This window comes from Vibrio misgurnus, assembly GCF_029635775.1.
Taxonomy (GTDB): Bacteria; Pseudomonadota; Gammaproteobacteria; order Enterobacterales; family Vibrionaceae; genus Vibrio; species Vibrio chanodichtyis.
Genome location: NZ_CP113241.1, coordinates 1,440,709 through 1,462,452, shown reverse-complemented (window position 1 = coordinate 1,462,452; position 21,744 = coordinate 1,440,709). Strand labels below are relative to the sequence as shown.

21 protein-coding genes are annotated in these 21,744 nt (G+C 45.1%); 13 read left to right on the top strand and 8 right to left on the bottom strand.

Going from position 1 to position 21,744, the window contains the following annotated elements; all coding sequences use genetic code 11:
- The first annotated feature begins 3 nt into the window (after positions 1 to 3).
- From OOK74_RS06820 to OOK74_RS06785, 8 genes are all read left to right on the top strand, one after another.
- A complete protein-coding gene (locus OOK74_RS06820; RefSeq protein WP_278182466.1) occupies positions 4 to 861 on the top strand; it encodes an urease accessory protein UreD in 858 nt (285 codons plus the stop codon).
- Positions 862 to 886: 25 nt separating this feature from the next.
- Entirely contained in the window at positions 887 to 1,189 is a 303-nt protein-coding gene (gene ureA, locus OOK74_RS06815; protein WP_166014799.1) for an urease subunit gamma, read from the top strand.
- Between the two features lie 8 nt (positions 1,190 to 1,197).
- A complete protein-coding gene (locus tag OOK74_RS06810; protein WP_277205951.1) occupies positions 1,198 to 1,503 on the top strand; it encodes an urease subunit beta in 306 nt (101 codons plus the stop codon).
- 10 nt (positions 1,504 to 1,513) lie between these two features.
- Positions 1,514 to 3,220: an urease subunit alpha gene (gene ureC, locus OOK74_RS06805; RefSeq protein ID WP_278182465.1), complete on the top strand. Its 1,707-nt coding sequence runs from the start codon at positions 1,514 to 1,516 to the stop codon at positions 3,218 to 3,220.
- A gap of 116 nt (positions 3,221 to 3,336) precedes the next feature.
- The gene (gene ureE / locus OOK74_RS06800; RefSeq protein ID WP_278182464.1) at positions 3,337 to 3,873 is read left to right on the top strand and encodes an urease accessory protein UreE; all 537 of its coding nucleotides are present in this window, start codon (positions 3,337 to 3,339) and stop codon (positions 3,871 to 3,873) included.
- On the top strand, positions 3,873 to 4,535 hold the full coding sequence (locus OOK74_RS06795) for an urease accessory protein UreF (RefSeq protein ID WP_278182463.1): 663 nt from the start codon (positions 3,873 to 3,875) through the stop codon (positions 4,533 to 4,535). Before ureE ends, OOK74_RS06795 begins: the two co-directional genes overlap by 1 nt.
- A gap of 1 nt (position 4,536) precedes the next feature.
- A complete protein-coding gene (gene ureG, locus OOK74_RS06790) occupies positions 4,537 to 5,163 on the top strand; it encodes an urease accessory protein UreG (RefSeq protein WP_278182462.1) in 627 nt (208 codons plus the stop codon).
- A gap of 35 nt (positions 5,164 to 5,198) precedes the next feature.
- Complete coding sequence (locus tag OOK74_RS06785) at positions 5,199 to 5,741, top strand: HupE/UreJ family protein (RefSeq protein WP_278182461.1); 543 nt, start codon at positions 5,199 to 5,201, stop codon at positions 5,739 to 5,741.
- A gap of 72 nt (positions 5,742 to 5,813) precedes the next feature.
- On the opposite strand, the gene OOK74_RS06780 is transcribed toward OOK74_RS06785, so the two are convergent.
- The 7 genes from OOK74_RS06780 to OOK74_RS06750 all read right to left on the bottom strand — a co-directional run bounded on the left by OOK74_RS06780 (position 5,814) and on the right by OOK74_RS06750 (position 15,579).
- Complete coding sequence (locus tag OOK74_RS06780; RefSeq protein WP_277207787.1) at positions 5,814 to 6,452, bottom strand: NAD(P)H-dependent oxidoreductase; 639 nt, start codon at positions 6,450 to 6,452, stop codon at positions 5,814 to 5,816.
- 404 nt (positions 6,453 to 6,856) lie between these two features.
- The gene (locus OOK74_RS06775; protein WP_278182460.1) at positions 6,857 to 7,894 is read right to left on the bottom strand and encodes a YibE/F family protein; all 1,038 of its coding nucleotides are present in this window, start codon (positions 7,892 to 7,894) and stop codon (positions 6,857 to 6,859) included.
- Positions 7,895 to 8,046: 152 nt separating this feature from the next.
- Positions 8,047 to 9,441, bottom strand: coding sequence for an alkaline phosphatase (locus tag OOK74_RS06770; protein WP_278182459.1), 1,395 nt, complete (start codon positions 9,439 to 9,441; stop codon positions 8,047 to 8,049).
- A gap of 333 nt (positions 9,442 to 9,774) precedes the next feature.
- Positions 9,775 to 11,808: an EAL domain-containing protein gene (locus OOK74_RS06765; RefSeq protein WP_278182458.1), complete on the bottom strand. Its 2,034-nt coding sequence runs from the start codon at positions 11,806 to 11,808 to the stop codon at positions 9,775 to 9,777.
- A gap of 426 nt (positions 11,809 to 12,234) precedes the next feature.
- Positions 12,235 to 13,218, bottom strand: coding sequence for an SDR family NAD(P)-dependent oxidoreductase (locus tag OOK74_RS06760; RefSeq protein WP_278182457.1), 984 nt, complete (start codon positions 13,216 to 13,218; stop codon positions 12,235 to 12,237).
- A 21-nt stretch (positions 13,219 to 13,239) separates the two neighbouring features.
- Positions 13,240 to 14,967: an alginate export family protein gene (locus tag OOK74_RS06755; protein ID WP_274721431.1), complete on the bottom strand. Its 1,728-nt coding sequence runs from the start codon at positions 14,965 to 14,967 to the stop codon at positions 13,240 to 13,242.
- 114 nt (positions 14,968 to 15,081) lie between these two features.
- Complete coding sequence (locus OOK74_RS06750; RefSeq protein WP_274721432.1) at positions 15,082 to 15,579, bottom strand: TspO/MBR family protein; 498 nt, start codon at positions 15,577 to 15,579, stop codon at positions 15,082 to 15,084.
- A 407-nt stretch (positions 15,580 to 15,986) separates the two neighbouring features.
- On the opposite strand from OOK74_RS06750, the gene queD reads away from it, so the two are divergent.
- The 3 genes from queD (at position 15,987) to OOK74_RS06735 (ending at position 17,916) form a co-directional block, all read left to right on the top strand.
- Positions 15,987 to 16,349, top strand: coding sequence for a 6-carboxytetrahydropterin synthase QueD (gene queD / locus OOK74_RS06745; protein ID WP_166015049.1), 363 nt, complete (start codon positions 15,987 to 15,989; stop codon positions 16,347 to 16,349).
- Between the two features lie 185 nt (positions 16,350 to 16,534).
- Positions 16,535 to 17,200 carry a 7-carboxy-7-deazaguanine synthase QueE gene (gene queE, locus OOK74_RS06740; RefSeq protein ID WP_274721433.1) on the top strand — a complete coding sequence of 222 codons (666 nt, stop codon included), beginning with the start codon at positions 16,535 to 16,537 and terminating at the stop codon, positions 17,198 to 17,200.
- 242 nt (positions 17,201 to 17,442) lie between these two features.
- On the top strand, positions 17,443 to 17,916 hold the full coding sequence (locus OOK74_RS06735) for a LabA-like NYN domain-containing protein (protein WP_277207757.1): 474 nt from the start codon (positions 17,443 to 17,445) through the stop codon (positions 17,914 to 17,916).
- Here OOK74_RS06735 and OOK74_RS06730 read toward each other — a convergent pair.
- Positions 17,908 to 18,111, bottom strand: a complete 204-nt coding sequence (locus tag OOK74_RS06730; RefSeq protein WP_278182456.1) for a DUF2986 domain-containing protein — start codon at positions 18,109 to 18,111, stop codon at positions 17,908 to 17,910. The two genes, OOK74_RS06735 and OOK74_RS06730, sit on opposite strands and share 9 nt — an antisense overlap.
- Positions 18,112 to 18,668: 557 nt before the next feature.
- On the opposite strand from OOK74_RS06730, the gene OOK74_RS06725 reads away from it, so the two are divergent.
- Entirely contained in the window at positions 18,669 to 20,435 is a 1,767-nt protein-coding gene (locus OOK74_RS06725; protein WP_274721436.1) for a type I restriction-modification system subunit M, read from the top strand.
- Positions 20,422 to 21,741 (top strand): restriction endonuclease subunit S, encoded by a 1,320-nt coding sequence (locus OOK74_RS06720; RefSeq protein WP_274721437.1) that lies wholly within the window; start codon positions 20,422 to 20,424, stop codon positions 21,739 to 21,741. Before OOK74_RS06725 ends, OOK74_RS06720 begins: the two co-directional genes overlap by 14 nt.
- Positions 21,742 to 21,744 lie beyond the last annotated feature (3 nt).

Below are 21,744 nucleotides of genomic sequence, written 5' to 3'. Positions count from 1 at the left end.
GATATGAGACGATCTCGCTTTGACCTCAGCACACAAACCGAGCGCCATTGGCCGGCTAAGATCCGCTTAGGATTTGATTATGATGGTGAGCAAACCCGCATGGCGCAAATGGCTTTCCAAGGCCCGCTACGTGTACAGCGCCCTTTTTATCCTGAACAGGAGGTGTGCCATGTGTATCTTTTGCACCCTCCCGGCGGGCTGGTTTCCGGTGATGATTTGCGTATAGACATCACTTGTCAGCCCGGTAGCCATGTGCTGTTGACCACGCCATCGGCGGGCAAGATCTATCGTGCTGATAGTCAAGGCGGCACGCAGCGCCAGCAAGTGCAGATTGATGTGCATAGCGCCGATTGTGAATGGTTACCGATGGAAACCATAGTGTTTGATGGTGCGCACGGCCTGCTTTCCACTCGGATCAATTTGTATGGTGAGTCTAAATTTGTCGGGTTGGATGTATTTTGCCTTGGCCGCCCGAAAAGCTTGCAGCCTTTTGTCAGCGGCAGTGTGGAGCAACGTTTAGCCATTTACCTGCACGATCAGCCGATCTTGCTTGAGCGGCAATATCTGGCGGCTGATGATCCACTATTGCGTGCCATGAGTGGCTTTAATCAGCATTTGGTCTCCGGCACTTTGCTGATGTTTGGAATGGCCGACCCTGAAGCTGCGGTGACGAGCTTAAGGCTTAGTTCGCTATTTGAATCAGCAACGCTAAGTGTTACTCATCGCTTGGGGGTGATTGTGGTGCGCTATTTGGGTGATTGTAGTCAGCAGGCACAGCAACAATTAAGAGCGTGCTGGCAGCAGTTACGGCCTCAACTGATGGCAAAGCCGGCTTGTCCACCGAGAATTTGGAATACCTAATTTACTGCGATTGTAGAGGGATACGATGGAACTATCACCAAGAGACAAGGATAAGCTGCTGTTGTTTACCGCAGCCTTAGTGGCCGAACGCCGCTTAGCCAAAGGCATCAAGCTCAACTATCCAGAAGCGAGTGCCTATATCGCCGCTGCGATTATGGAAGGCGCACGCGAGGGTAAAAGTGTCGCGCAACTGATGAGTGAAGGGCGTACCTGGTTAAACAAAAGCTTAGTTATGGACGGTATTGCTGAGCTGTTGGATCAGGTGCAAGTCGAAGCCACCTTTCCGGATGGCACCAAGCTGGTCACCGTTCACAATCCGATTCAATAGGAGGCGCAATGAAACCGGGAGAGTATCAACTGCAGTCCGATCCGATTGAACTGAATGTCGGGCGTAATACCTTGCGCATTTCGGTGGTGAATCATGGTGATCGGCCGATCCAAGTGGGCAGCCATTACCATTTTTTTGAAACCAATCCAGCCCTCGATTTTGAGCGCGCGGCAACCCGAGGTATGCGTTTGAATATTGCGGCGGGGACCGCGGTTCGTTTTGAGCCGGGGCAAACCCGTGATGTCGAATTGGTGGCACTGGCTGGCGACCAAGTGGTGTATGGGTTTCGCGCCGCAGTAATGGGTAAGGTGTAAGGAGCATAACATGGCACAAATCTCGCGGGCGGCCTACGCCGATATGTATGGCCCAACCACGGGCGACAAAGTTCGGCTGGCCGATACTGAGCTGTGGATTCAAGTTGAAGATGATTACACCACTTATGGTGATGAAGTGAAATTTGGCGGCGGTAAGGTGATCCGTGATGGTATGGGCCAAGGCCAAAAATGCCGAGCGGAAGTGGTTGATTGCGTGATCACCAACGCGCTGATTTTAGATCACTGGGGGATAGTCAAAGCCGATATTGGTATTAAAGATGGTAACATCCATGCGATCGGCAAAGCGGGTAACTCAGATATTCAACCTAACGTGACTATCAATATTGGCGCCAGTACCGAAGTGATTGCCGGAGAAGGGTATATTGTCACTGCGGGGGCGATTGATGCGCACATTCACTTTATCTGCCCACAGCAAATTGAAGAAGCCTTGATGGCTGGCACGACCACCATGTTAGGTGGCGGTACGGGACCAGCTACCGGAACCAATGCCACTACCTGTACTCCGGGCGCATGGTATTTAGCCCAGATGCTGCGTAGCACCGATTTGATGCCGATGAATTTTGGCTTTTTAGGCAAAGGTAATGCAAGTTTACCTGCCGCCCTAGAGGAGCAACTGCAAGCGGGCGCGTGTGGCTTAAAGCTGCATGAAGATTGGGGCACTACACCAGCATCAATAGACAACTGTTTGGCCGTGGCGGAACAGTACGATGTGCAAGTGGCCATTCATACCGATACGTTAAATGAATCGGGCTTTGTCGAAGATACCTTAGCCGCTTTTAAAGGGCGCACCATCCATACCTATCACACTGAAGGGGCGGGCGGTGGACACGCGCCTGATATTATTGTGGCTTGTGGGCAAGCGAACGTGCTGCCATCGTCAACCAATCCCACTCGTCCCTATACCGTTAATACGGTGGATGAACACCTCGATATGTTGATGGTGTGTCACCATCTCGATCCCAATATCCCAGAAGATGTGGCATTTGCTGACTCGCGGATCCGCAAAGAGACGATTGCTGCCGAAGATATTTTGCATGATTTGGGGGCATTTTCGATGATCTCTTCCGATTCACAAGCGATGGGACGTGTCGGTGAAGTGATCTGTCGCACTTGGCAAACCGCGCACAAAATGAAAGTACAACGCGGTTTGCTACCCGAAGATGAGGCACGCCAGGCCGATAACTTTCGCGCCAAACGCTACATCGCCAAATACACAATTAATCCGGCGCTTGCCCATGGGATCGCGCATAAGGTGGGTTCACTGGAAGTCGGTAAATTGGCGGATATTGTCTTGTGGAAGCCAGCCTTTTTTGGGGTTAAACCAGCGCTGATCATCAAAGGCGGCTTCATTGCTGCCGCTCCAATGGGCGATGCCAATGCGTCAATTCCCACCCCTCAGCCAGTGCATTATCGCTCAATGTTTGCCGGTTTTGGCAGTGCGGCGGCACAAACCTCGGTCACATTTACCAGCCAAGCGGCCGTTGGCGCAGGTTTGGCACAACAGCTTGGACTGAAACGACAGCTGGTCGCTTGTCGTAATTGCCGCAACGTGACTAAACACGACATGATCCATAACCACTTTATGCCGCAGATCAGCGTCGATCCGCAGACTTATGAGGTGAAAGCCGATGGTCAAGCGTTAACCTGCGATCCGGCGAGCGAGCTGCCCTTGGCCCAACGTTACTGGCTGTTTTAGTGACGGATGGTTTTAATGACTGATGGTTTTAGTGAATGATTGCTTAATTAATGATGGTTTTAAAACGCGATTCTTACTCAAACCAAGCTTGAGTGAATTCAACTAAGGAGAGTTGTATGTTGAAAGTGATAGGACGTTCCGATCATTGCCACAGTGCGGTGCTCGATAAAGTGGTTTTGCCTTATGCTTTGCGCCAAAAAGGCCGCTTTAGAGCTGTTAGTCAGTCAGGGTTGGAAGTTGGGGTCTTTTTACCGCGTGGTGCGCTACTCAAACAGGGGGACTATCTGCACACTGAGTGTGGTCAAGTGTTACAAGTTGTCGCGCAACAAGAATCCGTCATCCTCGCCAAAAGCGACGATTGGCAAACCTTTGCTAAGGTGTGCTACCACATGGGCAATCGCCATGTGCCGATGGAGATTGGCGATCGCTGGTTACGCTTTCAGCCCGATCATGTTTTGCAACAAATGGTGAGCATGATGGGGCTAGTATGTGAGCCACAACTGGCTGAATTTAACCCCGAACATGGTGCGTACCATACCAGCAGCAAGCCCCATTTTCACCCCGTGCATGAGCATGCTCACTCACATTCCCATGAGCAGGATCATGCCCATCATTCATCACATGCTCAGCAGGAGCGGGGACATCATCACTAATGCAGATTGGCGCGCTGTTATCTTTGCTGCATCTCAGCAGTCCCAGTTTGCCGATTGGCGCATTTGCGTATAGCCAAGGCTTAGAAGGGGCCGTTGAGCTCGGCTGGGTGGTGGATCAAGAGAGTTTACAGGCGTGGCTTGCACCTTTGCTGCGCAGTGGACAAGCCCATTTGGAATTGCCGCTACTCAAGCGATTTTATCAGGCGTGGCAGCAGCAAGATGTTGAGCAGATTGCTTATTGGCAACAAGTGTTACTGGCTAATCGTGAAACGGCAGAGCTGGTGCTGGAAGAGCAAAAACTGGGGCAAACCCTGCATCGTTTATTGGTGAGTTTAAAGGTTGAACTGGGTAACCAGACACAAAACTTAAGCTATCTACCGCTATATGCCAAAGCTTGTGTTCACTTTAACGTTCCGCTGCCGATGGCCGCGACGGGCTGGCTGTGGTCTTGGCTAGAAAATCAGGTCACGGTGGCGTGTAAAACCATACCGCTTGGCCAGACAGCGGCGCAGCAAGTGCTGTTGGCGATGATGCCGTTAATCGAACAAGCGATCACCGTTGGGCTGACGGTCAGTGATGACAAGATTGGCCTGACGCTACCTAATTTTGCCATGGTAAGTGCATGGCATGAGACGCAATATTCAAGATTATTTCGGAGTTAATATGAGCACACAATGTTTACGAGTGGGGGTTGGTGGCCCGGTCGGGTCGGGTAAAACTGCATTGCTGCGTCAGTTATGTTCAGCGATGCGCGAACACTACAATTTGGCGGTGGTGACCAACGATATATACACCAAAGAAGATGCCGAATTTCTGATGCGCCATCAGGCACTGGATCAAGATCGCATCATCGGCGTCGAAACGGGCGGCTGCCCACATACCGCGATCCGAGAAGATGCGTCGATGAATCTCGCGGCGATTGATGAGTTGCAACAGCGTCATCAGGGTTTGGAGCTGGTACTGGTGGAAAGTGGTGGTGATAACTTAAGCGCAACGTTTAGCCCCGAGCTTTCTGATCTGACCTTATATGTGATTGACGTGTGTGCGGGGGATAAAATTCCACGTAAAGGCGGACCGGGGATCACGAAATCCGATCTGCTGATCATTAATAAAACCGATCTGGCTCCGATGGTGAATGCCTCATTAGAGGTGATGGACCGCGATGCCAAAAAAATGCGCGGTGAAAAACCGTTTGTCTTTACCAATTTGATTCGCGGTGATGGCTTAAAAACCGTGATCGATTTTATTGTTCAACAAGGTATGTTGGTTGATCGCCCCGTTAATCTGTGATCAGTCACTCGCATTAATCAAATAAGGAAATTTATATGCAATACTCTTTTCGCAACATCCTGCTAGCGGTGAGCACATTAGTGATCAGTACTCCGAGCTTGGCACACGTCGATCATGCCATGCAGGCCAGTTTTTCGGCAGGGTTTTGGCACCCGCTGACCGGATGGGATCATTTAGCCGCTTTACTGCTGATCGGCTTTTTTGCCGCCGATTATGATTATAAAAAATCGGCGCAAATTATTGGCTGTTTTTCAGCGGCGTTAATCTGCGGTTTTTTGATTGGCGTTGAGTGGTCCAATGCCGAGCAAGTTGAATTTTTGGTCGCCGGCTCTTTAATTGCGTTACCGCTTGCTTTGTATGCGTACCGAAAAACCGGTGCGATCAAATGGCTTTCCATCATCAGTATTGCGGCATTTAGTGCCTGTCACGGCTTGGTACAAGGGGCTGAGGCGATGGGGGCAATCAGCGAATTTGGCCTAGGTTCCTTAGTCGCCAGTGTACTGGTGATGATCGGCGTTAATCTGCTGGTTAAAACCCTGCGCAGCATTGTGGGCAGTGGCAAGGTGGCTAAATCATAATTCGGGTATCACCCATACCGTACCCAAGCCTTGGGATTTAAGCACAAGGCTTGGGTACTAGAGGTTCTAAGATCAGGGCATTTCAATAATGAAGTTATCCCGTGAGCGACGTACCTTAGCTAAATTAACTAGCCAGTCACCGTCATCGGCTCGATACCCGAGCGGCAGTAAAATGACTGAACGTAGGCCACGTTCACGCAGTTGGAGGATCTCATCAACTTTAGCCGGATCGAATCCTTCCATCGGCGTACTGTCGACTCCCTCTTCCGCAGCAGCAATAAGTGCAGTACCCAGACCAATGTAGGCTTGGCGAGCGGCATGCTGATAATTAATTTCAGGCTCCCGTGGTACATAGCTGGCCAATACTTGCTGGCGATAATTTTCCCAGCCTTCATTGCGAACTCCTCGCACCTCATTGACTAGGTCGAACATCATATTGATGCGTTCGGCGGTGTAATTGTCCCAAGCGGCAAACACTAGCAGATGGGAAGCATCGGTGATCTGCGCCTGATTCCAAGCATGGGGCACGATTTGCGCACGCAGCTCGGGATTGGTGACTACTATCACTTCATAAGGTTGCAGTCCACTGGAGGTAGCCGTGAGGCGGATTGCTTCCAAGATCCGCTCAATCTTTTCTTGTGGTACCACTCGGTTGGGGTTCATTTTTTTGGTTGCGTATCGCCATTTGAGTTTGCTGATCAGATCGGACATAAATTGATACCTTTTAGGTAATAGAATGACGCAATCCCCTTCCTACTTGAAGCTGCAGCGGTGTTGGCGACGTTCGGTCACCCCAATCACATAGTTTGTCTATGCTCATGGGGACTCACTCACTGATCGCCTACCTGCAACTCCAAGTTGTTTGGGGATAAATCACGGATACAGTACTCGATACAGCGTATTTATCCGCCGTGTGCCGAGTGCTGGGTTCGTTGCATAATATGGTCTAAATTGTTGCATTGTTGAAGTGTTTTATTGTGAGGGTGAAAGTTACTCAGTACAGTGATTGTGATAAGTCGCACTGCGATGTTTGCCGAGTTCAGTTGCTGAATGGTTGCTCGGCATTGGATTTAACGGCTTGATATTAGGTGGCTGTCTATGATTATTGCTGATAGTTAGTGCTGATATTTATTTTTCCAATTTAGATTTGTACTTGGTGAACGGCAAAGTAGATACGCCGCTATCCAGGCTGTGAATGGCGCTACGAGTAACATAGAAATACTACCGACCAATGTTCTCGAAATTTCCGCCGCGACAAGTTTCATGTTTAATATTTGCAATAGGCTGGCATCACGGCTCATAAATAGCATCAGCATAGTAAGAAAACCGCCGGAATAGGCCAGTAATAAGGTGGTGGTCATGGTTCCGATCACTGCGCTACCGACTTTAAATCCGGACTGAACCAACTCATTTCGATGTAGATTAGGTGTGTTTGCTTTCAATTCTTCGAGAGTGGCGGCCATTTCCATTGCTACGTCCATCGCTGCGCCGCTGGCACCAATAATCACAGCGGCGAAATAGATATTTAGCATATTCAAATGCATACCTGTTTCAAACAGTACCACTTGCGCCAATGGTTGGGTCATTCCATCCAGTTTCAGCCAACGGGATACCACAATACATAACAGTGTGGTGATGGCTAATCCAGTTAAGGTACCGAGAAATGCGGAGATGCCTTTAACCGTAAAACCGGCCACAGAAAAAATAATTAAACCACTTAATAGGCAGACGGTTGAGGTTGTTGCTATTAATGGGTTTGTGCCGCTCAATAGCGCCGGTATTAGCCAGTACCAGATGATAGCGAGTGAGCCTGCAAATGAGATCAATGCTCGAACACCAACGCGTCGGGCATAAATAATGAGTCCTAAAGCAAACACGGTAAGCAAACCCGTCAATACATCTAAACGGTAATGAGCAAGTGTTCTCGCCAGAATCGGTTTGCCCTGAGAATTGCTTTGATAAACAAAAAGAACGTTATCACCTGGCTGATAATATTCGTCATATTCTAGTGAACCAGAAAGGTGGTTAGTTGCTTCGATCGGTTGTTCAAAACCAGAAGTGGTGATCATCACGCGCTGTTCGCCAATACGGTTTGAACCTATCACGGTCATTCGACTGTTATCAACAGAGATAACCGTACCTTTGGCTTCCATTGAATCTTGTCGATCAGGTCGGTCGAGTAACCCGAATCCAAGAAAGCTGATCATTACGGCTAGGGCGAGCATTACTCCACGCATGGATAATTCCTTAATGAAGAAAGAGGGGCTGGCCCCTCTTATGTTTGTACTAATAAAATGGATTTTACTTATTGAACGACGCCAATTTTGAGGCCCATAACATCTGCAAATGCGTTTGCAACTTCAGTGTTATCTTTAAACCCACCGAATTGCTCTGCGCCATTACCTATAGCGGTAAGAGGAAGTTGGGTTGCCGTATGAGCAAAAGATGTCCAGTAAATACCAGCACGTTTTGATGTGATGTGAGCAACCGCAATCGCAACTGGGTCATAGCCACCCGCATTTTTCTGTGCTGAGGCTGCATCTTTATCAAAAGCGTTCATTGCTTGGTTGATCAGTGCGGTTTCCTCGGCAGTTAAATCAGTCAACTGGTAGACGTTTGCGATGTGATTAAAGAATGCCTTACGATCACCTTGGTAAACTTTTTGCAGTTTGTCTTCGATTGAATCACTGGTTGTGATGATTTTATCTAGGTTCATGAAATAGTTAGTACCAAAACCTAGTCCCATACCACCGGTTTCATGGTCACCAGTAACTACGATTAAGGTTTCCTTTGGATGCTTATGATAAAAATCGACTGCAGACTTAATCGCTTGATCAAATGCTAATGTATCGTAAATAACACTTGCTACATCATTGGCGTGAGCTGCGTGGTCAATACGACCGCCTTCTACCATTAGGAAGAAGCCTTTATCGTTTTTAGACAGTAGCTCGATACCTTTATCGGTGATCTCTTTTAATGATGGGGTGTCATTGGTTTTCATACGATCGATTTCGTATGGCAAGTGTGAAGGGGTGAAGGTAGCAAAGACTTTATCTCCTTTGCTCGGTGTGTAGCCTCGGAAAGAGACGGTGGTATTGACACCGACGAAGGTTTGGTAGCCTTTTTGCTCGAAATTGGCGAGTAGGTCTTTATTATCGGTTCTTCTTGTTTCGGCATTAGCCACAAAGTGGCGGTAACCACCACCAGCGAGATAATCGATATTTGATGCTAAATAATCATCTGCGATCTCGTTTTCATTATTTCGACTCATGTTTTTTGCAATAAATGCAGATGGTGTGGCATGAGTTAAGCGAGTAGTGGTAATTAGGCCGGTTGCCATTCCTTTTTGCTGTGCTGATTCAAGAATTGACACCGTTTTTTTGCCATCTTTGGTCATGCCGATAACGCCATTATCGGTTTTAACTCCCGTTGCTAATGCGGTACCTGATGCGGCGGAATCGGTCACAAGTGAATCTAATGAATGGGTCGTATTGATTCCTGCAACCGGCATGTTACTCATGGTTAGACGAATGCTTTGATCACCCATTTTTTGCTGAAGGTAGTATTCAGTCACCTGTCTTTGTGAGGCTGCCATTCCATCGCCAATCATATAGAACACGTATTTAGGCGCTTCTTGTGCTTGAGCGATAGCGCTTGCCAGTATAGACAAAGCCACTAATGGAAGTTTTAATGATTTCATAAATAACCTTTTAAATAATGTGTGATTTATTCGTTGCACCAGAATTTAGAAGTGTTTTATTACGATAAGGTGATCTTTTTAATACAGTTTTATTTTCGATGAATAATCATGATCTGAAACAATATTATGCCAAGTTGTTGTTTATTTTTGCGGGGACCTTCAAGATTATTTTTCATGGTGTGATGACTGATAATAGGCATGTATCCACTATCAATCGCAGAGGATACCCACAGCTTATCTGGCTTTTTTTAGCAAGTGATATTAGGCTAACACTTTGTTTCACTGATAGCCTTGTGCCTGCTATGGATATAAACCGTGGGTAATAAAAGCTGACTAGCATTGTTGACGGTCGATAATGCTATCCAGCGGCTCTGGTCTACCAATCCAATAACCTTGAACCCAGTCTACATTACATGCTTGCACAAAATTAAGCTCTTCAAGGGTCTCGATACCTTCCGCGACGACTTGGCAATTAGCAATGTGGCCGAGCTTGGCGATTAAACCGTACAACTCTTTGCCTTTTTGATCGGTGCTATTCAATAGCAGAGAGCGGTCTAATTTGATTTTATTAAATGGAAATTTGAATAAATGTGGGAAAGAGGCATAACCCGCACCAAAATCATCCATGGCAAAATGGATACCCTGTGCTTGCAGTGTTTCCATAGTACTATTCAGTAAACTGGTATTGCTCAAAATGGCTTCTTCAGTGATTTCAATCATGATGTGATGGGGGGCAATCGCATAATAATCTAAACGCTCAAGTAAATAAGTGGCAAAATTTTTCTGCTCGATAGAAGCTACGGAGATATTAATCGCAATCCGATCAGTTGGTGATAAAGAGATCTGCTGCATATCGGTTAAAACTTTATCGATCACGATTTTATCGAGATAGGGCATCGCACCAATTAATTGGAAATCATCAATAAAATGAGGGGAGTGTAACCGGCCTTGTTTATCGATATAACGCAATAAAGCTTCATACGATAAAGCGGTATCTGTTCGACAAGATTGTAATGGTTGATAATACATCACAATCTCGCCTTCATTTAATAATGTCACGACGCGATTTTGTGCCGTCGATAAGTTTTGTTGTGTACTTGTCGAATCTTGAGCTGTGCTCAGTTGCATTTTAAATGTTGAAGTGACGAGTTCGATCAACTTTTCATTATTATTGGCTTGCGCCGTATAACGCCCAGAGTAAGCCAAGTAGAAAGGACGATAAATAAATACTCCGACCACAATAATCAATAGCTGTAAAATCACGCCATCAAATTGATTGCCGGTTGCAATATAACCGCTTAATAGGGGAGGAGTCATCCAGTTGACAATTTGCTCAATGGGTGTGACTAAGCCACTGGTAATCGCTAGGTAGGCGATGACAAAACTCACTAATGGTACGATAACAAATGGAATAATCAATAATGGATTAAAAATAATGGGTAATCCAAAGAGCAATACCTCATTAATATTAAAAGTAACCAGTGGTGCCGCTGCCAATGCAAGTAATAAATGATGGCGTGATTTGGCGAAAATTAAAATGCAAATTAATAAGCTGATACTATTTCCGGCTCCACCCATAGAAAGAAATGCATCATAGAATCCTTGGCTAATAATATTCAGAGATGCTTCACCGGCTTGCCAATCGGTAATATTTTCTTGAGTGATAGAGAAAATGTTTTGTTTAATGGAAAAGAGCATATTATGACCATTAATACCAATTGAGCCTAATAAACCGAGAATGGTTTGGTAGATCAATCCACCGGAGAGTGTCATTGGATTTAGCGGCAGTTCTTTGAGCGAAAGTGCACTCATATTAATTAAACCAGAGATCGCTAAAGTTAAAACCATAAATAGGCCAACATGTAAAACATGTTTCAATAGCTGTGATGGAAAATCCAAGGTTTGTGGAACCAATAACCGAATCGGAAAAAGCGAGTAATAAATTAAAGTCAGCAGGGTACTTAATAATCCCAGCATGGGGCTATTAGGCAGTAAGTAGGTGCTAGATAAACTTCCAGTTTCTATTGAAATAAAATAGAACATGATAAAGGAAAGAAGAATAAATGCCGCGCTGGAAACATTGACTTTAAGCGATAGATAGTAACCTATAATCAAACAAAAAGCGGTTGGATATAAGTTAATGATAATATTTGATATATTAAATAACGATTGAGTTAAAGAATGACCAGATAAATTTATAATATGACCAGTTAACAATATTAATCCATTGAGTAATGTTAAAGGCAATAATAATAATGCTAATGAAGTCAGGTCGGTAAAGTAAGATTTTAAACTATTGCTTAATTTATGGATGAAAACCTTTCGATGATGTGCAGTTGTTAATAAAATCTTATTTATGATTTTCATTGTTTAGTCTTAAATGTGGCATCACAACAAATATAACATGCATGCGTATGTTAAACAACAATTGGCTAACAGTAGCCGTGATGAGAATTGGCTTAGAGGCTGGTTGTTTAAATGGTCGTGAGCGAGCTATCTGATTAATATTTATGCCATATTAATATGACTATTCAAATAATTTATTAAGTAAACGTTTGGTTTGGTTATTTAAATATCATTATTTTAATCACTCGGTTTGTTTTTTAAGCTAGCACAGCGTGTTATCGCAGGTTAAATACCGTAAACCAAAATAAAAAAAACAACATGTTATCAATGGTTCGGACTCGTTTGTTGAGTCAGTGGGTTGATTCATCGTGTTAGCATCTTTGGTGATGATCAAAGTGGCAACCACATCAATCGATGATTGACGTGGTTGCAAACTAACTCGTAGGACTAGTAAGCGGTCCAACCGCCATCGGTGGCAAATAATCCGCCAGTGAGGTTAGAGGCTTCATCGGATAATAGGAAGCAAATCACCGCGGCCTGTTCCCATACGGTAGATTGGCGCTGTTTACTGTCGGCATAAGCAAGTAAACTCAAGGTTTTGGTGCGCCCCATATTTGGTACGGTCGAAGCTGCATTTTCTTGATTAGCGGCTTTGACGAACTTCATGGCCATATCTGTCATTGCGGTTTCTGTCGCTGCCATATTGACCGAGTTGACTCGAATGCCGTAAGGGGCATAGTCAATCGCCGCGCTGCGAGTTAAACCGCTACAAGCATGTTTACTCGCGACATAAGCAGAATTCCCGGCCAAGCCAGTTAATCCGGCGATCGAGCAAATATTGACAATCGCGCCACCTTTACCTTGGGCGAGGATCGGTTGTAATTCGGCACGCATTGATTTAAATACCCCGCCGGCATTCACCGCCATTAAGGTATCAAAATACTCATCACCCGCATCAGCGACAGGCGTTGGTAATAACGCTTTTTGTTTGGGGTAGTCGAGTTCGGCATCTGGTGCCATCGCCGCCATAATCCCAGCCGCGTTGACCGCACCATTGAGTTGGCCAAACTTTTCAATCGTCAACGCTACCGCTTGTTTGAGATCTTGATTATTGCGTACATCCCCTTTAAAAAACTCCGCTTTGCCCCCTTCTTGGCGGATTTGTGCCACGGTTGCTGCGCCTTCTTTGTCTAATACATCAAAGATCATTAGGCTAGCGCCCTCTCTGGCGAGACGAATGGCCACCGCCGCACCGATTCCGCGCGCACCACCAGTGATGAAATAGGTCCGATCTTCATGACGGGCAGGGGTAAAGTAAGCAGGATCGAGTGGTTTGATGTCGACCGTTTTATAAGCTTCTGTCAATCCCACCCCAGGTTGTAAGCTGGCTAATAAACAACTCGCCAACAGGAATTTTTTGAATGTATGCATAATCTATCTCCGATATAACAGTTAAAAACGCACAATCATTAACGCGCTAGCGCTGACCCAATTCTCATAGTCCTGATTGAGCGCGGCTCGAATTGCCTCGCCCGGTCGGGTATAGGCGGCTGAGAAAACAAAAATAAGTTTGGCATTAGCCACATAGCGTGCGGTGAGATTAATTTCTTGCCCTAAATCTTTAGAGGCCAATTGTGACAACGCTTGAGCACCGCCTAGGTTATTTCGTTCATCGGCTTGGAATACCCAAAATTGCGGTGTTAACTCGATTTGTGGTGAAATATTTAACCGTGCCATCAGTCGATGCGCGACCACGTTGGAAGTTTGTACCACCTTATATTGATTTAATCCTTGTACCCACTCATCACCACCGCCCCCAGCAAACAGAGGGTCCCAACGTTCAAAAGTTTTAGTGGTGGGATCATCGCCGCTAAATTTGGACAACCGATAACTTAAGGTTGGACGCCAGCGCCAATCAAAAAAGCGATAGCCCAGCTCTAAATAGCCAGCCCGTGCATCCATGGCAAAATCTTGATGAGTCTGGCGTGCTAATTCTGCTTGCAGATAGGGTGACGATTGATTGGTGGTCGGTTCATAGGCAAAGCGTACATCCACGACTCTCAGCCCTTCGCGGGGTAGCACTGACTCGGTAGTGAAATAAGAAAAATTGGATTTTGGCACTTCAAGGTACATACCACCCCAGCGCAAACCAGACCAAAAACGCCCTTCATAATTGATGCCGTGGATCACGGTTGAGGAGTCCAATTCTTCCAGTTCATCGGGATTGAAACGAAACAACTCTAGCTTATGAGCATCGTAAACAAATTGTGCCAATAAGAGCTGATCTGCCGCGTAACGAGGATTGGATTGTAGTGCTGCACGCTCGCCACCGTTGGCAGATCCGAGTCTAAGGATCATGCCATTATCGACTTGAAATGCTTTGCGTCCAGCCAGCAAACTCACTTGGCGGATCCCGCTGGATTCGGTGGTGTTACTGCCAATCAAACCGAAATAGGCATCTTCCACCGCGAGATGAAAACGAGTTTCGTCAGTGAATAATTCTGGCCCCCAAGATCCAGACGCAATAGCACTGACGCCTGCGAAACCAGATAGGCGTGGAGATAAACGGCTTAAACCATACAATCCCGCTTCTACACTACTTTCCAGCCACGTATCGGGGCCGGCTTTGCCCCCAGAAGGAGAGGTGGCGAGTGGATTGCCCGCAGTCAGAATGTCTGGTCGGCCGAAAAAAGCGCGATCGTTGGTATAGATCATACTTTTGTTGGCTAACTTGGCTTGCAGAATCTGCTGATCATCAGCAAATAAGGTGGGGAAATCCTGCACTCCACGCTCGGTAAAAACACCGATTGGAGCTTCATCTAACGGTTTGGCTTTGCTGGTTAAGCGAATCGTCAAGGTGAGGATCACCTGACCATAGCCGTCCAACTGTGGTAAATATTCTGCGTTTTCGACAAATTGTAACCGTTTGACCTGATTGAGCATGATATCGCTGCGTACCGGTTCAAACTGAGATCCGGGATACGCACCAAATGCTCTTAATACCGCGCTACGATAGGTTTCATTGGGCTGATCATTATCAAATTCTACATTGATAGCAGCGATGCGACGCCCAGAGAGATCGGCATAATTATTGGCCAACAGTGGTGAAGAGAAAACACCCAGCCAGCCCCATAAGAGTAGCCAGCCAAGGTGGTGGAATAAACCTCGAGACATAGCCATAGACACTCCATATCATTTTACTCAGATCTAGCACACCTCACCTTCAACCAGCCTTAGAACCGACTGGTTATCCATGCTTAATGAGGCATAACGGCCTTGCCTGATGAGAGATCATTACCATCCCAGCGCTAAAATATTGGGGTTCATCTGCCACAGGGTGTAATTGAGCACGCCAGCAAAGCTGACCCACAACAGATAAGGAACCAGTAACAATGCGGCCAGTTTACTGGTGCGCCAAAATACCACCACGCAACTTAAGATCAGCCCCCATAATAGGATAATGTCCACCAAGGCCCAGCCACCGCTTTGCCAAGCAAAAAATAGCCAGCTCCACAGTGCATTCAAGGCCAGTTGACAGATAAATAGCACCACAGCGAGACGTGATTGTTTGGGAGGCAGTAAACTCCAAACTCGCCATATTGCTATTGCTATCATGGCAAACAATAGTGTCCAGACAGGGCCAAAGACCCAACCGGGAGGCGCCCAATCAGGCCGAATTAACTGTGCATAAAAAGGTTTGGCGTGTATTGACGCCACGGCGCCAAGCGCTGATGCGCCAAAACAAAGCGCCACCCACACCAAAAATCCCACTATTTTTTGCTGTTTTGTCATCAATCTTTCCTTTGCTTGATCAGTTCTTTTTGTCTATTCACCATATCTCAATAACCATAGTTCATAGATCAATGTTTTGGATGGTGTTGCTTGGATCTGCCATGAGATTATTGTGGTATTTGTTGCCTAGCATGGGATACGTAACGATTTTATACAATTTAGCTCGCAATCCGATTTGATGAAGCTTGAATAGTAAACCGCTGTTGTGATGAGCAAGGTGATTGTTTTTGAAGCGATTAGAAGACTGAGATTACGGGATGCTCACTTAGTGTTATCTACTTCATGATCAAGTTGAAGCGCTATCCTTGAGTTAGCCTTTTGCGATGGTTTGAGTTGTTATATGATGCTCGGTCGTTGGTTTGAGTTCTAGTTCGGCATTAAGTCGGAACGTCAATAAGTGAAAAATGATGAAGACCGAAATTTACAAAGAATTTATGTTTGAGGCGGCCCATAAGTTGCCAAATGTTCCAGAGGGTCACAAATGTGGCAGGTTACATGGTCACTCCTTCTTGGTTAGGTTATACCTGTCTGGAGAGGTTGATCCTAAAACTGGCTGGATCATCGATTTTGGTGATGTAAAGCAAGCATTCAAGCCGACCTATGAGCAATTAGATCATCATTATCTCAATGATATTGCCGGGCTTGAAAACCCAACCAGTGAGGTATTAGCTCAATGGATCTGGCACAAAATGAAACCTATTTTGCCTTTGTTATCTAAAGTCGAAATCAAAGAGACCTGTACCGCTGGGTGTATATACACCGAGAGTTAACTATAGAATCGAATAAGCTTAGGCTGTGCAGTATGGTTGTTTTCTGCACAGCTTGGATTTTTGTACTCTGTAGTGATGTTAATAATAAATCTACTTAAAATTAAAAAATAAGTATGAGTATTTTTTAATTCTCAGCGATAAAGTGTTCGGTTTAATTTTTGACCGCTTAGCAAGGGGTATTTTAATTGCTTAAAATTAATGAAGTATTTGAAACGATACAGGGAGAAGGTTTTTTTACTGGAGTGCCTGCGATATTTATTCGACTACAAGGTTGTCCAGTGGAATGTTCTTGGTGTGATACCAAACAGACTTGGCTCATCGACCTAGAAAAAGAAACCTCTTTGGATCGTGTGGTTAATAAAGAACAAGAGAGTGATGCTTGGTGTTCGCTATCGCCGCAAGAAATTATAGCTTATTGTGTACAATCATTTAGTGCCAGACATGTGGTGATCACCGGGGGAGAACCTTGTATGTATGATTTGCAATCGTTAACCCAGTTGCTTACAGCCTCCGGTTTTACAACACAGATTGAAACCAGCGGCACTTTTGATGTGCAGTGTAGTGAATCTACTTGGGTAACCGTCTCTCCCAAATTGAATATGCGCGGTGGTTTAGTGATGCGACCACAAGCGCTATATCGTGCCAATGAAATAAAACATCCTGTTGGTACTCAAAAAGATATTGATAATTTACATGGTCTGATAGCTGATTTCGAATTGCGTAAAGAGGTAGTTATTGCCCTGCAACCAATCAGCCAAAAGCAAAGAGCGACTGAAATGTGTATTGAGGCTTGTATTAAAAATAACTGGCGTCTGTCGGTACAAACTCATAAATATTTACAGATAGCCTAATCAATCGATTGAAACTGTAAATAACGCAGTGTCACTATAGAAGTCCTATGATCAATTAAGTGTTGACTATGATTTTTATCATTCGCAGTCAGGCAGAAGAAGATGTAAATAATACTTCCACCAAAATGCAGGCAAATTTATTCATGATCGCTCGATTTTACTCTTGCCAAGCAGTTTGGATATAACGATGTAGAATAGGTTCGGCATCGGGTCTTTAGTCAAGCGTTACTAAGTAGGAAACAATGGAAAAAATTGCCATTTTGGTGGATGTACAAAACGTGTATTACACCTGCCGTGAGCGCTATGGTCGCCACTTTGATTACAATCAGTTTTGGTCACAAGCGACGCAAGATCGTTCGGTGGTCCAAGCCAATGCCTATGCGATTGCCAGCAAAGATCCGCAGCAGCGGCAATTTCATCATATTTTACGAGGGATTGGCTTTGCCGTGATGCTGAAACCGTTTATCCAGCGTAGTGATGGTAGCGCGAAAGGGGATTGGGATGTCGGTATTGCTCTGGATGGTTATGAGTTAGCCCAACAGGTGGATACCGTCGTGCTCGTTTCTGGAGATGGGGATTTTGAGCCTTTGGTGACCCGAATTCAGCAACGCTTTCAGGTTAAGGTCGAAGTGTATGGGGTGCCGAAACTGACTGCACAACATTTAATCGATGTTGCCAGTCAATTTTACCCGATTGAGCACAGTCTATTACTGTAGTGCATCATCGCTCTGCAAGGGTTGATCAGTGTTTGAATCACTGGTCGTGAAATCGGTATTCGCTTCTTGTTCAGCGGCGAGTTTAGCGCGCTCGGCTTTAGAAATATAACGAGGCTTGTTGCTCGGGTGCAATTTAGCATGTTGCTTTTTAAGGCGTTTTTGTAAAGTTTGATTAATTTTCTTTTTGCGGTTCATCGGCTGGTGCTCGAAATAGGATGGTTAGGTGTTATTGCTTGGCGATTTGGCGTTGCCAACTGCTACGCTAAGTCGGTTGGGTATCGATAGTATAAAGGGCGATTGGTGTTGCACGACCGATCCCCTTGGTGCCGCGCAGGATACGGGGTTTTCAATGTGAACTCAATCAAGTTTATGTAAACGCTGTCGCCGTAGCCAATCAATTTTATTTAGACCTGCGTTTACGCATCATCACTGGTTGCGCAGGGCTGGTAATTGAGAGTGGAAAAGTGCATCACCCTCCGACAAATTCAGCGCTTTTGACCAGAGATTAAGCGCACAATCTCATAACCATACCTAGAACATTGCCCACGGATCTGTTTTTTCATATTCTCTCATCAAGACATTTTTCGACGTTATAGTGTAGAGCTAACATATTGGAAATTTAGCTTGTTTTTCATCCAGTAAAATTGATAACCACGATTTTGAAACGCAATTTTGGTTGATAATTATAAAAATTTATACGGTGTCGGCATCCTTGAGTTTGGTTTCGATGACGGTATAGCATAGGAAACAACATGAATAATTCAGAACAGCAGTTCCTAAATGAACTCGATGTGAAGTTGTGGTCGGCAGCCGATCGCTTACGTAACAACCTCGATGCCGCCAACTATAAGCATGTGGTGCTAGGCATCATCTTCTTAAAGTATGTGTCAGACGCCTTTGAAGAGCGTCAACAAGAGTTACGCCGCTTGTTTACTCAGGACGATAGTGACGACAACATTTACTTCATGCCTCGTGAAGATTACGACTCTGACGAAGAATACAACGATGCAGTCAATGCAGAGTTAGAACTGCACGAATACTACCAAGAGAAAAACGTTTTCTGGGTGCCAAAACAGTCACGCTGGGAGTTTCTTAAAAGCACCGCAGCAAGATCCATCGGTGATGACATTGAGTTAGAGAATGGCGAAACCTTCAAGCTTACCTCTATATCCAAGTTAATCGACAATGCTTTAGAAGCCATCGAAACGTATAAAATCGACGACAAGCTGGCAAACCCTAAGCTTAAAGGCGTATTGCCTCGTGTTGGGCGTTATGAAGTAGACAACCACAATTTAACTGAGCTTATCAATAAGTTCTCCGATACCAGCTTCCGTAACCCCGAGTACAATGGCGAAAAGTTAGATTTACACAGCAAAGATATTTTGGGCCATGTCTACGAGTACTTCTTAGGGCAATTTGCCTTAGCAGAAGGTAAACAAGGCGGCCAGTATTACACGCCAAAAAGCATCGTTACGCTGATCGTTGAAATGCTTCAGCCTTATCAAGGCCGAGTCTATGACCCTGCGATGGGGGCTGGTGGCTTCTTTGTGAGCAATGATAAGTTCATCGAAGCTCATGCCGCTGATAAACATTACAACGCAGCAGAGCAGCGCAAACATATTTCCGTTTATGGCCAAGAGAGTAACCCAACTACCTGGAAGTTGGCTGCCATGAATATGGCTATTCGTGGAATCGACTTTAACTTTGGTAAAAAGAATGCTGATACCTTCTTAGATGACCAACACCCCGACCTGCGTGCTGATTTTGTGATGGCCAACCCACCGTTTAATATCAAAGACTGGTGGCATGCTAAATTAGAGGGCGATATTCGCTGGAAATATGGCACACCGCCGCAAGGCAATGCCAACTACGGCTGGATACAACACATGTTGCACCACCTTAACGATAACGGCTCAATGGGCTTATTACTCGCTAATGGTTCCATGAGCTCCAATACCAACAACGAAGGTGAAATTCGTAAGGCCTTAATCAATGGCAATCCTGAAAATGGCGTACCGGGGGACTTAATCGAATGCATGGTTGCTTTACCCGGGCAGCTATTCACCAATACGCAAATCCCTGCTTGTATTTGGTTTTTAACCAAAAATAAAAAAGGCGGTACGTCGCCAACACAGAAAGGCAAGCGTGATCGCCGTGGCGAAACCTTGTTTATTGATGCGCGCAACCTCGGTTTTATGAAAGATCGTGTATTACGTGATTTTGATCCAAAAGATATTAAAAGAATCGCGGATACATTCCACGCTTGGCAATCTGGTACAGGATACGAAGACGAAAAAGGCTTTTGCTTTAGCGCCAAACTAGCAGACATGCAAAAGCACGATTATGTATTAACGCCAGGGCGCTACGTCGGCGCAGCAGAAGTGGAGGAAGACAGCGAGCCTTTCACCGATAAAATGCAGCGATTAACCGCGCAATTAAAAGCTCAGTTTGCCGAGTCAGACCGGTTAGAAAAGGCGATTAAGGAAAATCTAGCGGGGATTGGTTATGAAATGGATTGATACAACAGTCGGTGAATATTGCCCATTTGTTTACGGAAAATCATTGCCACAAAGGAACAGAGAAAATGGCAATGTGCCAGTTTATGGATCAAATGGCATCGTTGATTATCACAAAACTCCACATGTAAAAGGTTGTGGGATAATTATTGGAAGAAAAGGCAGCGTTGGAGCGATACATCTTTCTAAAAGTGAGTTTTGGCCAATCGATACTTCATTTTATATCGAGAAAGATTCAATAGATGAATTGTATTTTACATATTACTTATTGAAGTCATTGGGCTTAGAGCACATGAATTCTGATAGTGCTGTTCCAGGCCTTAACCGAGATAATGCACATGCACTTACTATTAGAATTCCAGAAAGCTCTAATGATAGAAAATTACTTGGTTATTGGGTTGCAAAATTTGATAAAAAAATCGAACTTAACACTCAAACCAACCAAACCCTAGAACAAATCGCGCAAGCTATCTTCAAAAGCTGGTTTGTCGATTTTGATCCGGTCAAAGCCAAGATTGAAACCTTGGCGGCGGGTGGTAGCGCTGATGATGCAGAACTGGCTGCCATGAGTGTAATTTCTGCCAAAACTGTTGATGAACTGAACAGTTTAAAAGCCAGCAATCCCGAGGCATTTAAAAAACTCGCCCAAACCGCCGCGCTGTTTCCTGCGGCCATGCAAGACTCTGAGCTTGGTGAGATACCGGAGGGGTGGGAGGTTTCAGAAATCGGTAATGAAGTCATTGTGGTTGGGGGTGGAACTCCATCAACTAAAAATATTGAATTTTGGGAGGACGGCACTATACACTGGACTACGCCTAAAGATATGTCCGGTCTGAATTGCAAGGTACTAACTAATACGGATAGAAAGATTACTGAAGCAGGATTAAAAAAAATCAGCTCAGGTCTTCTTTCTGAAAACACAGTATTAATGTCATCAAGAGCCCCAGTAGGTTATTTAGCATTGGCAAAAATACCTGTGGCAATAAATCAAGGCTATATTGCCATGAAATGTGAGGGGAGGTTATCTCCTGAGTATGTATTGCTTTGGTGTGAACAAAATATGGAAGAAATTAAGCAAAGAGCAAGTGGAACTACCTTTGCTGAAATAAGTAAAGCCAATTTCAAACCAATACCTGTAATTGTTCCAGTCAAAAGCATTATCGATACTTTTACTGTTCAAGTTTCCGATATCTATAACTTTGTGCATAGCAATGCACTTCAGTCAGAAACACTTTCAATTTCAAGAGATTTGCTTCTGCCAAAATTATTATCAGATGAGCTTTCTGATGTTTTTAAGGATGGCGAATAGAGA

What these genes read in the sequence shown, in the direction of transcription:
- OOK74_RS06820 (WP_278182466.1), top strand. Translation starts at nt 4, where the DNA reads ATGAGACGATCTCGCTTTGACCTCAGCACACAAACCGAGCGCCATTGG.
- ureA (WP_166014799.1), top strand. Translation starts at nt 887, where the DNA reads ATGGAACTATCACCAAGAGACAAGGATAAGCTGCTGTTGTTTACCGCA.
- OOK74_RS06810 (WP_277205951.1), top strand. Translation starts at nt 1,198, where the DNA reads ATGAAACCGGGAGAGTATCAACTGCAGTCCGATCCGATTGAACTGAAT.
- ureC (WP_278182465.1), top strand. Translation starts at nt 1,514, where the DNA reads ATGGCACAAATCTCGCGGGCGGCCTACGCCGATATGTATGGCCCAACC.
- ureE (WP_278182464.1), top strand. Translation starts at nt 3,337, where the DNA reads ATGTTGAAAGTGATAGGACGTTCCGATCATTGCCACAGTGCGGTGCTC.
- OOK74_RS06795 (WP_278182463.1), top strand. Translation starts at nt 3,873, where the DNA reads ATGCAGATTGGCGCGCTGTTATCTTTGCTGCATCTCAGCAGTCCCAGT.
- ureG (WP_278182462.1), top strand. Translation starts at nt 4,537, where the DNA reads ATGAGCACACAATGTTTACGAGTGGGGGTTGGTGGCCCGGTCGGGTCG.
- OOK74_RS06785 (WP_278182461.1), top strand. Translation starts at nt 5,199, where the DNA reads ATGCAATACTCTTTTCGCAACATCCTGCTAGCGGTGAGCACATTAGTG.
- OOK74_RS06780 (WP_277207787.1), bottom strand. Translation starts at nt 6,452, where the DNA reads ATGTCCGATCTGATCAGCAAACTCAAATGGCGATACGCAACCAAAAAA.
- OOK74_RS06775 (WP_278182460.1), bottom strand. Translation starts at nt 7,894, where the DNA reads ATGGAAGCCAAAGGTACGGTTATCTCTGTTGATAACAGTCGAATGACC.
- OOK74_RS06770 (WP_278182459.1), bottom strand. Translation starts at nt 9,441, where the DNA reads ATGAAATCATTAAAACTTCCATTAGTGGCTTTGTCTATACTGGCAAGC.
- OOK74_RS06765 (WP_278182458.1), bottom strand. Translation starts at nt 11,808, where the DNA reads ATGAAAATCATAAATAAGATTTTATTAACAACTGCACATCATCGAAAG.
- OOK74_RS06760 (WP_278182457.1), bottom strand. Translation starts at nt 13,218, where the DNA reads ATGCATACATTCAAAAAATTCCTGTTGGCGAGTTGTTTATTAGCCAGC.
- OOK74_RS06755 (WP_274721431.1), bottom strand. Translation starts at nt 14,967, where the DNA reads ATGGCTATGTCTCGAGGTTTATTCCACCACCTTGGCTGGCTACTCTTA.
- OOK74_RS06750 (WP_274721432.1), bottom strand. Translation starts at nt 15,579, where the DNA reads ATGACAAAACAGCAAAAAATAGTGGGATTTTTGGTGTGGGTGGCGCTT.
- queD (WP_166015049.1), top strand. Translation starts at nt 15,987, where the DNA reads ATGAAGACCGAAATTTACAAAGAATTTATGTTTGAGGCGGCCCATAAG.
- OOK74_RS06735 (WP_277207757.1), top strand. Translation starts at nt 17,443, where the DNA reads ATGGAAAAAATTGCCATTTTGGTGGATGTACAAAACGTGTATTACACC.
- OOK74_RS06730 (WP_278182456.1), bottom strand. Translation starts at nt 18,111, where the DNA reads ATGAACCGCAAAAAGAAAATTAATCAAACTTTACAAAAACGCCTTAAA.
- OOK74_RS06725 (WP_274721436.1), top strand. Translation starts at nt 18,669, where the DNA reads ATGAATAATTCAGAACAGCAGTTCCTAAATGAACTCGATGTGAAGTTG.
- OOK74_RS06720 (WP_274721437.1), top strand. Translation starts at nt 20,422, where the DNA reads ATGAAATGGATTGATACAACAGTCGGTGAATATTGCCCATTTGTTTAC.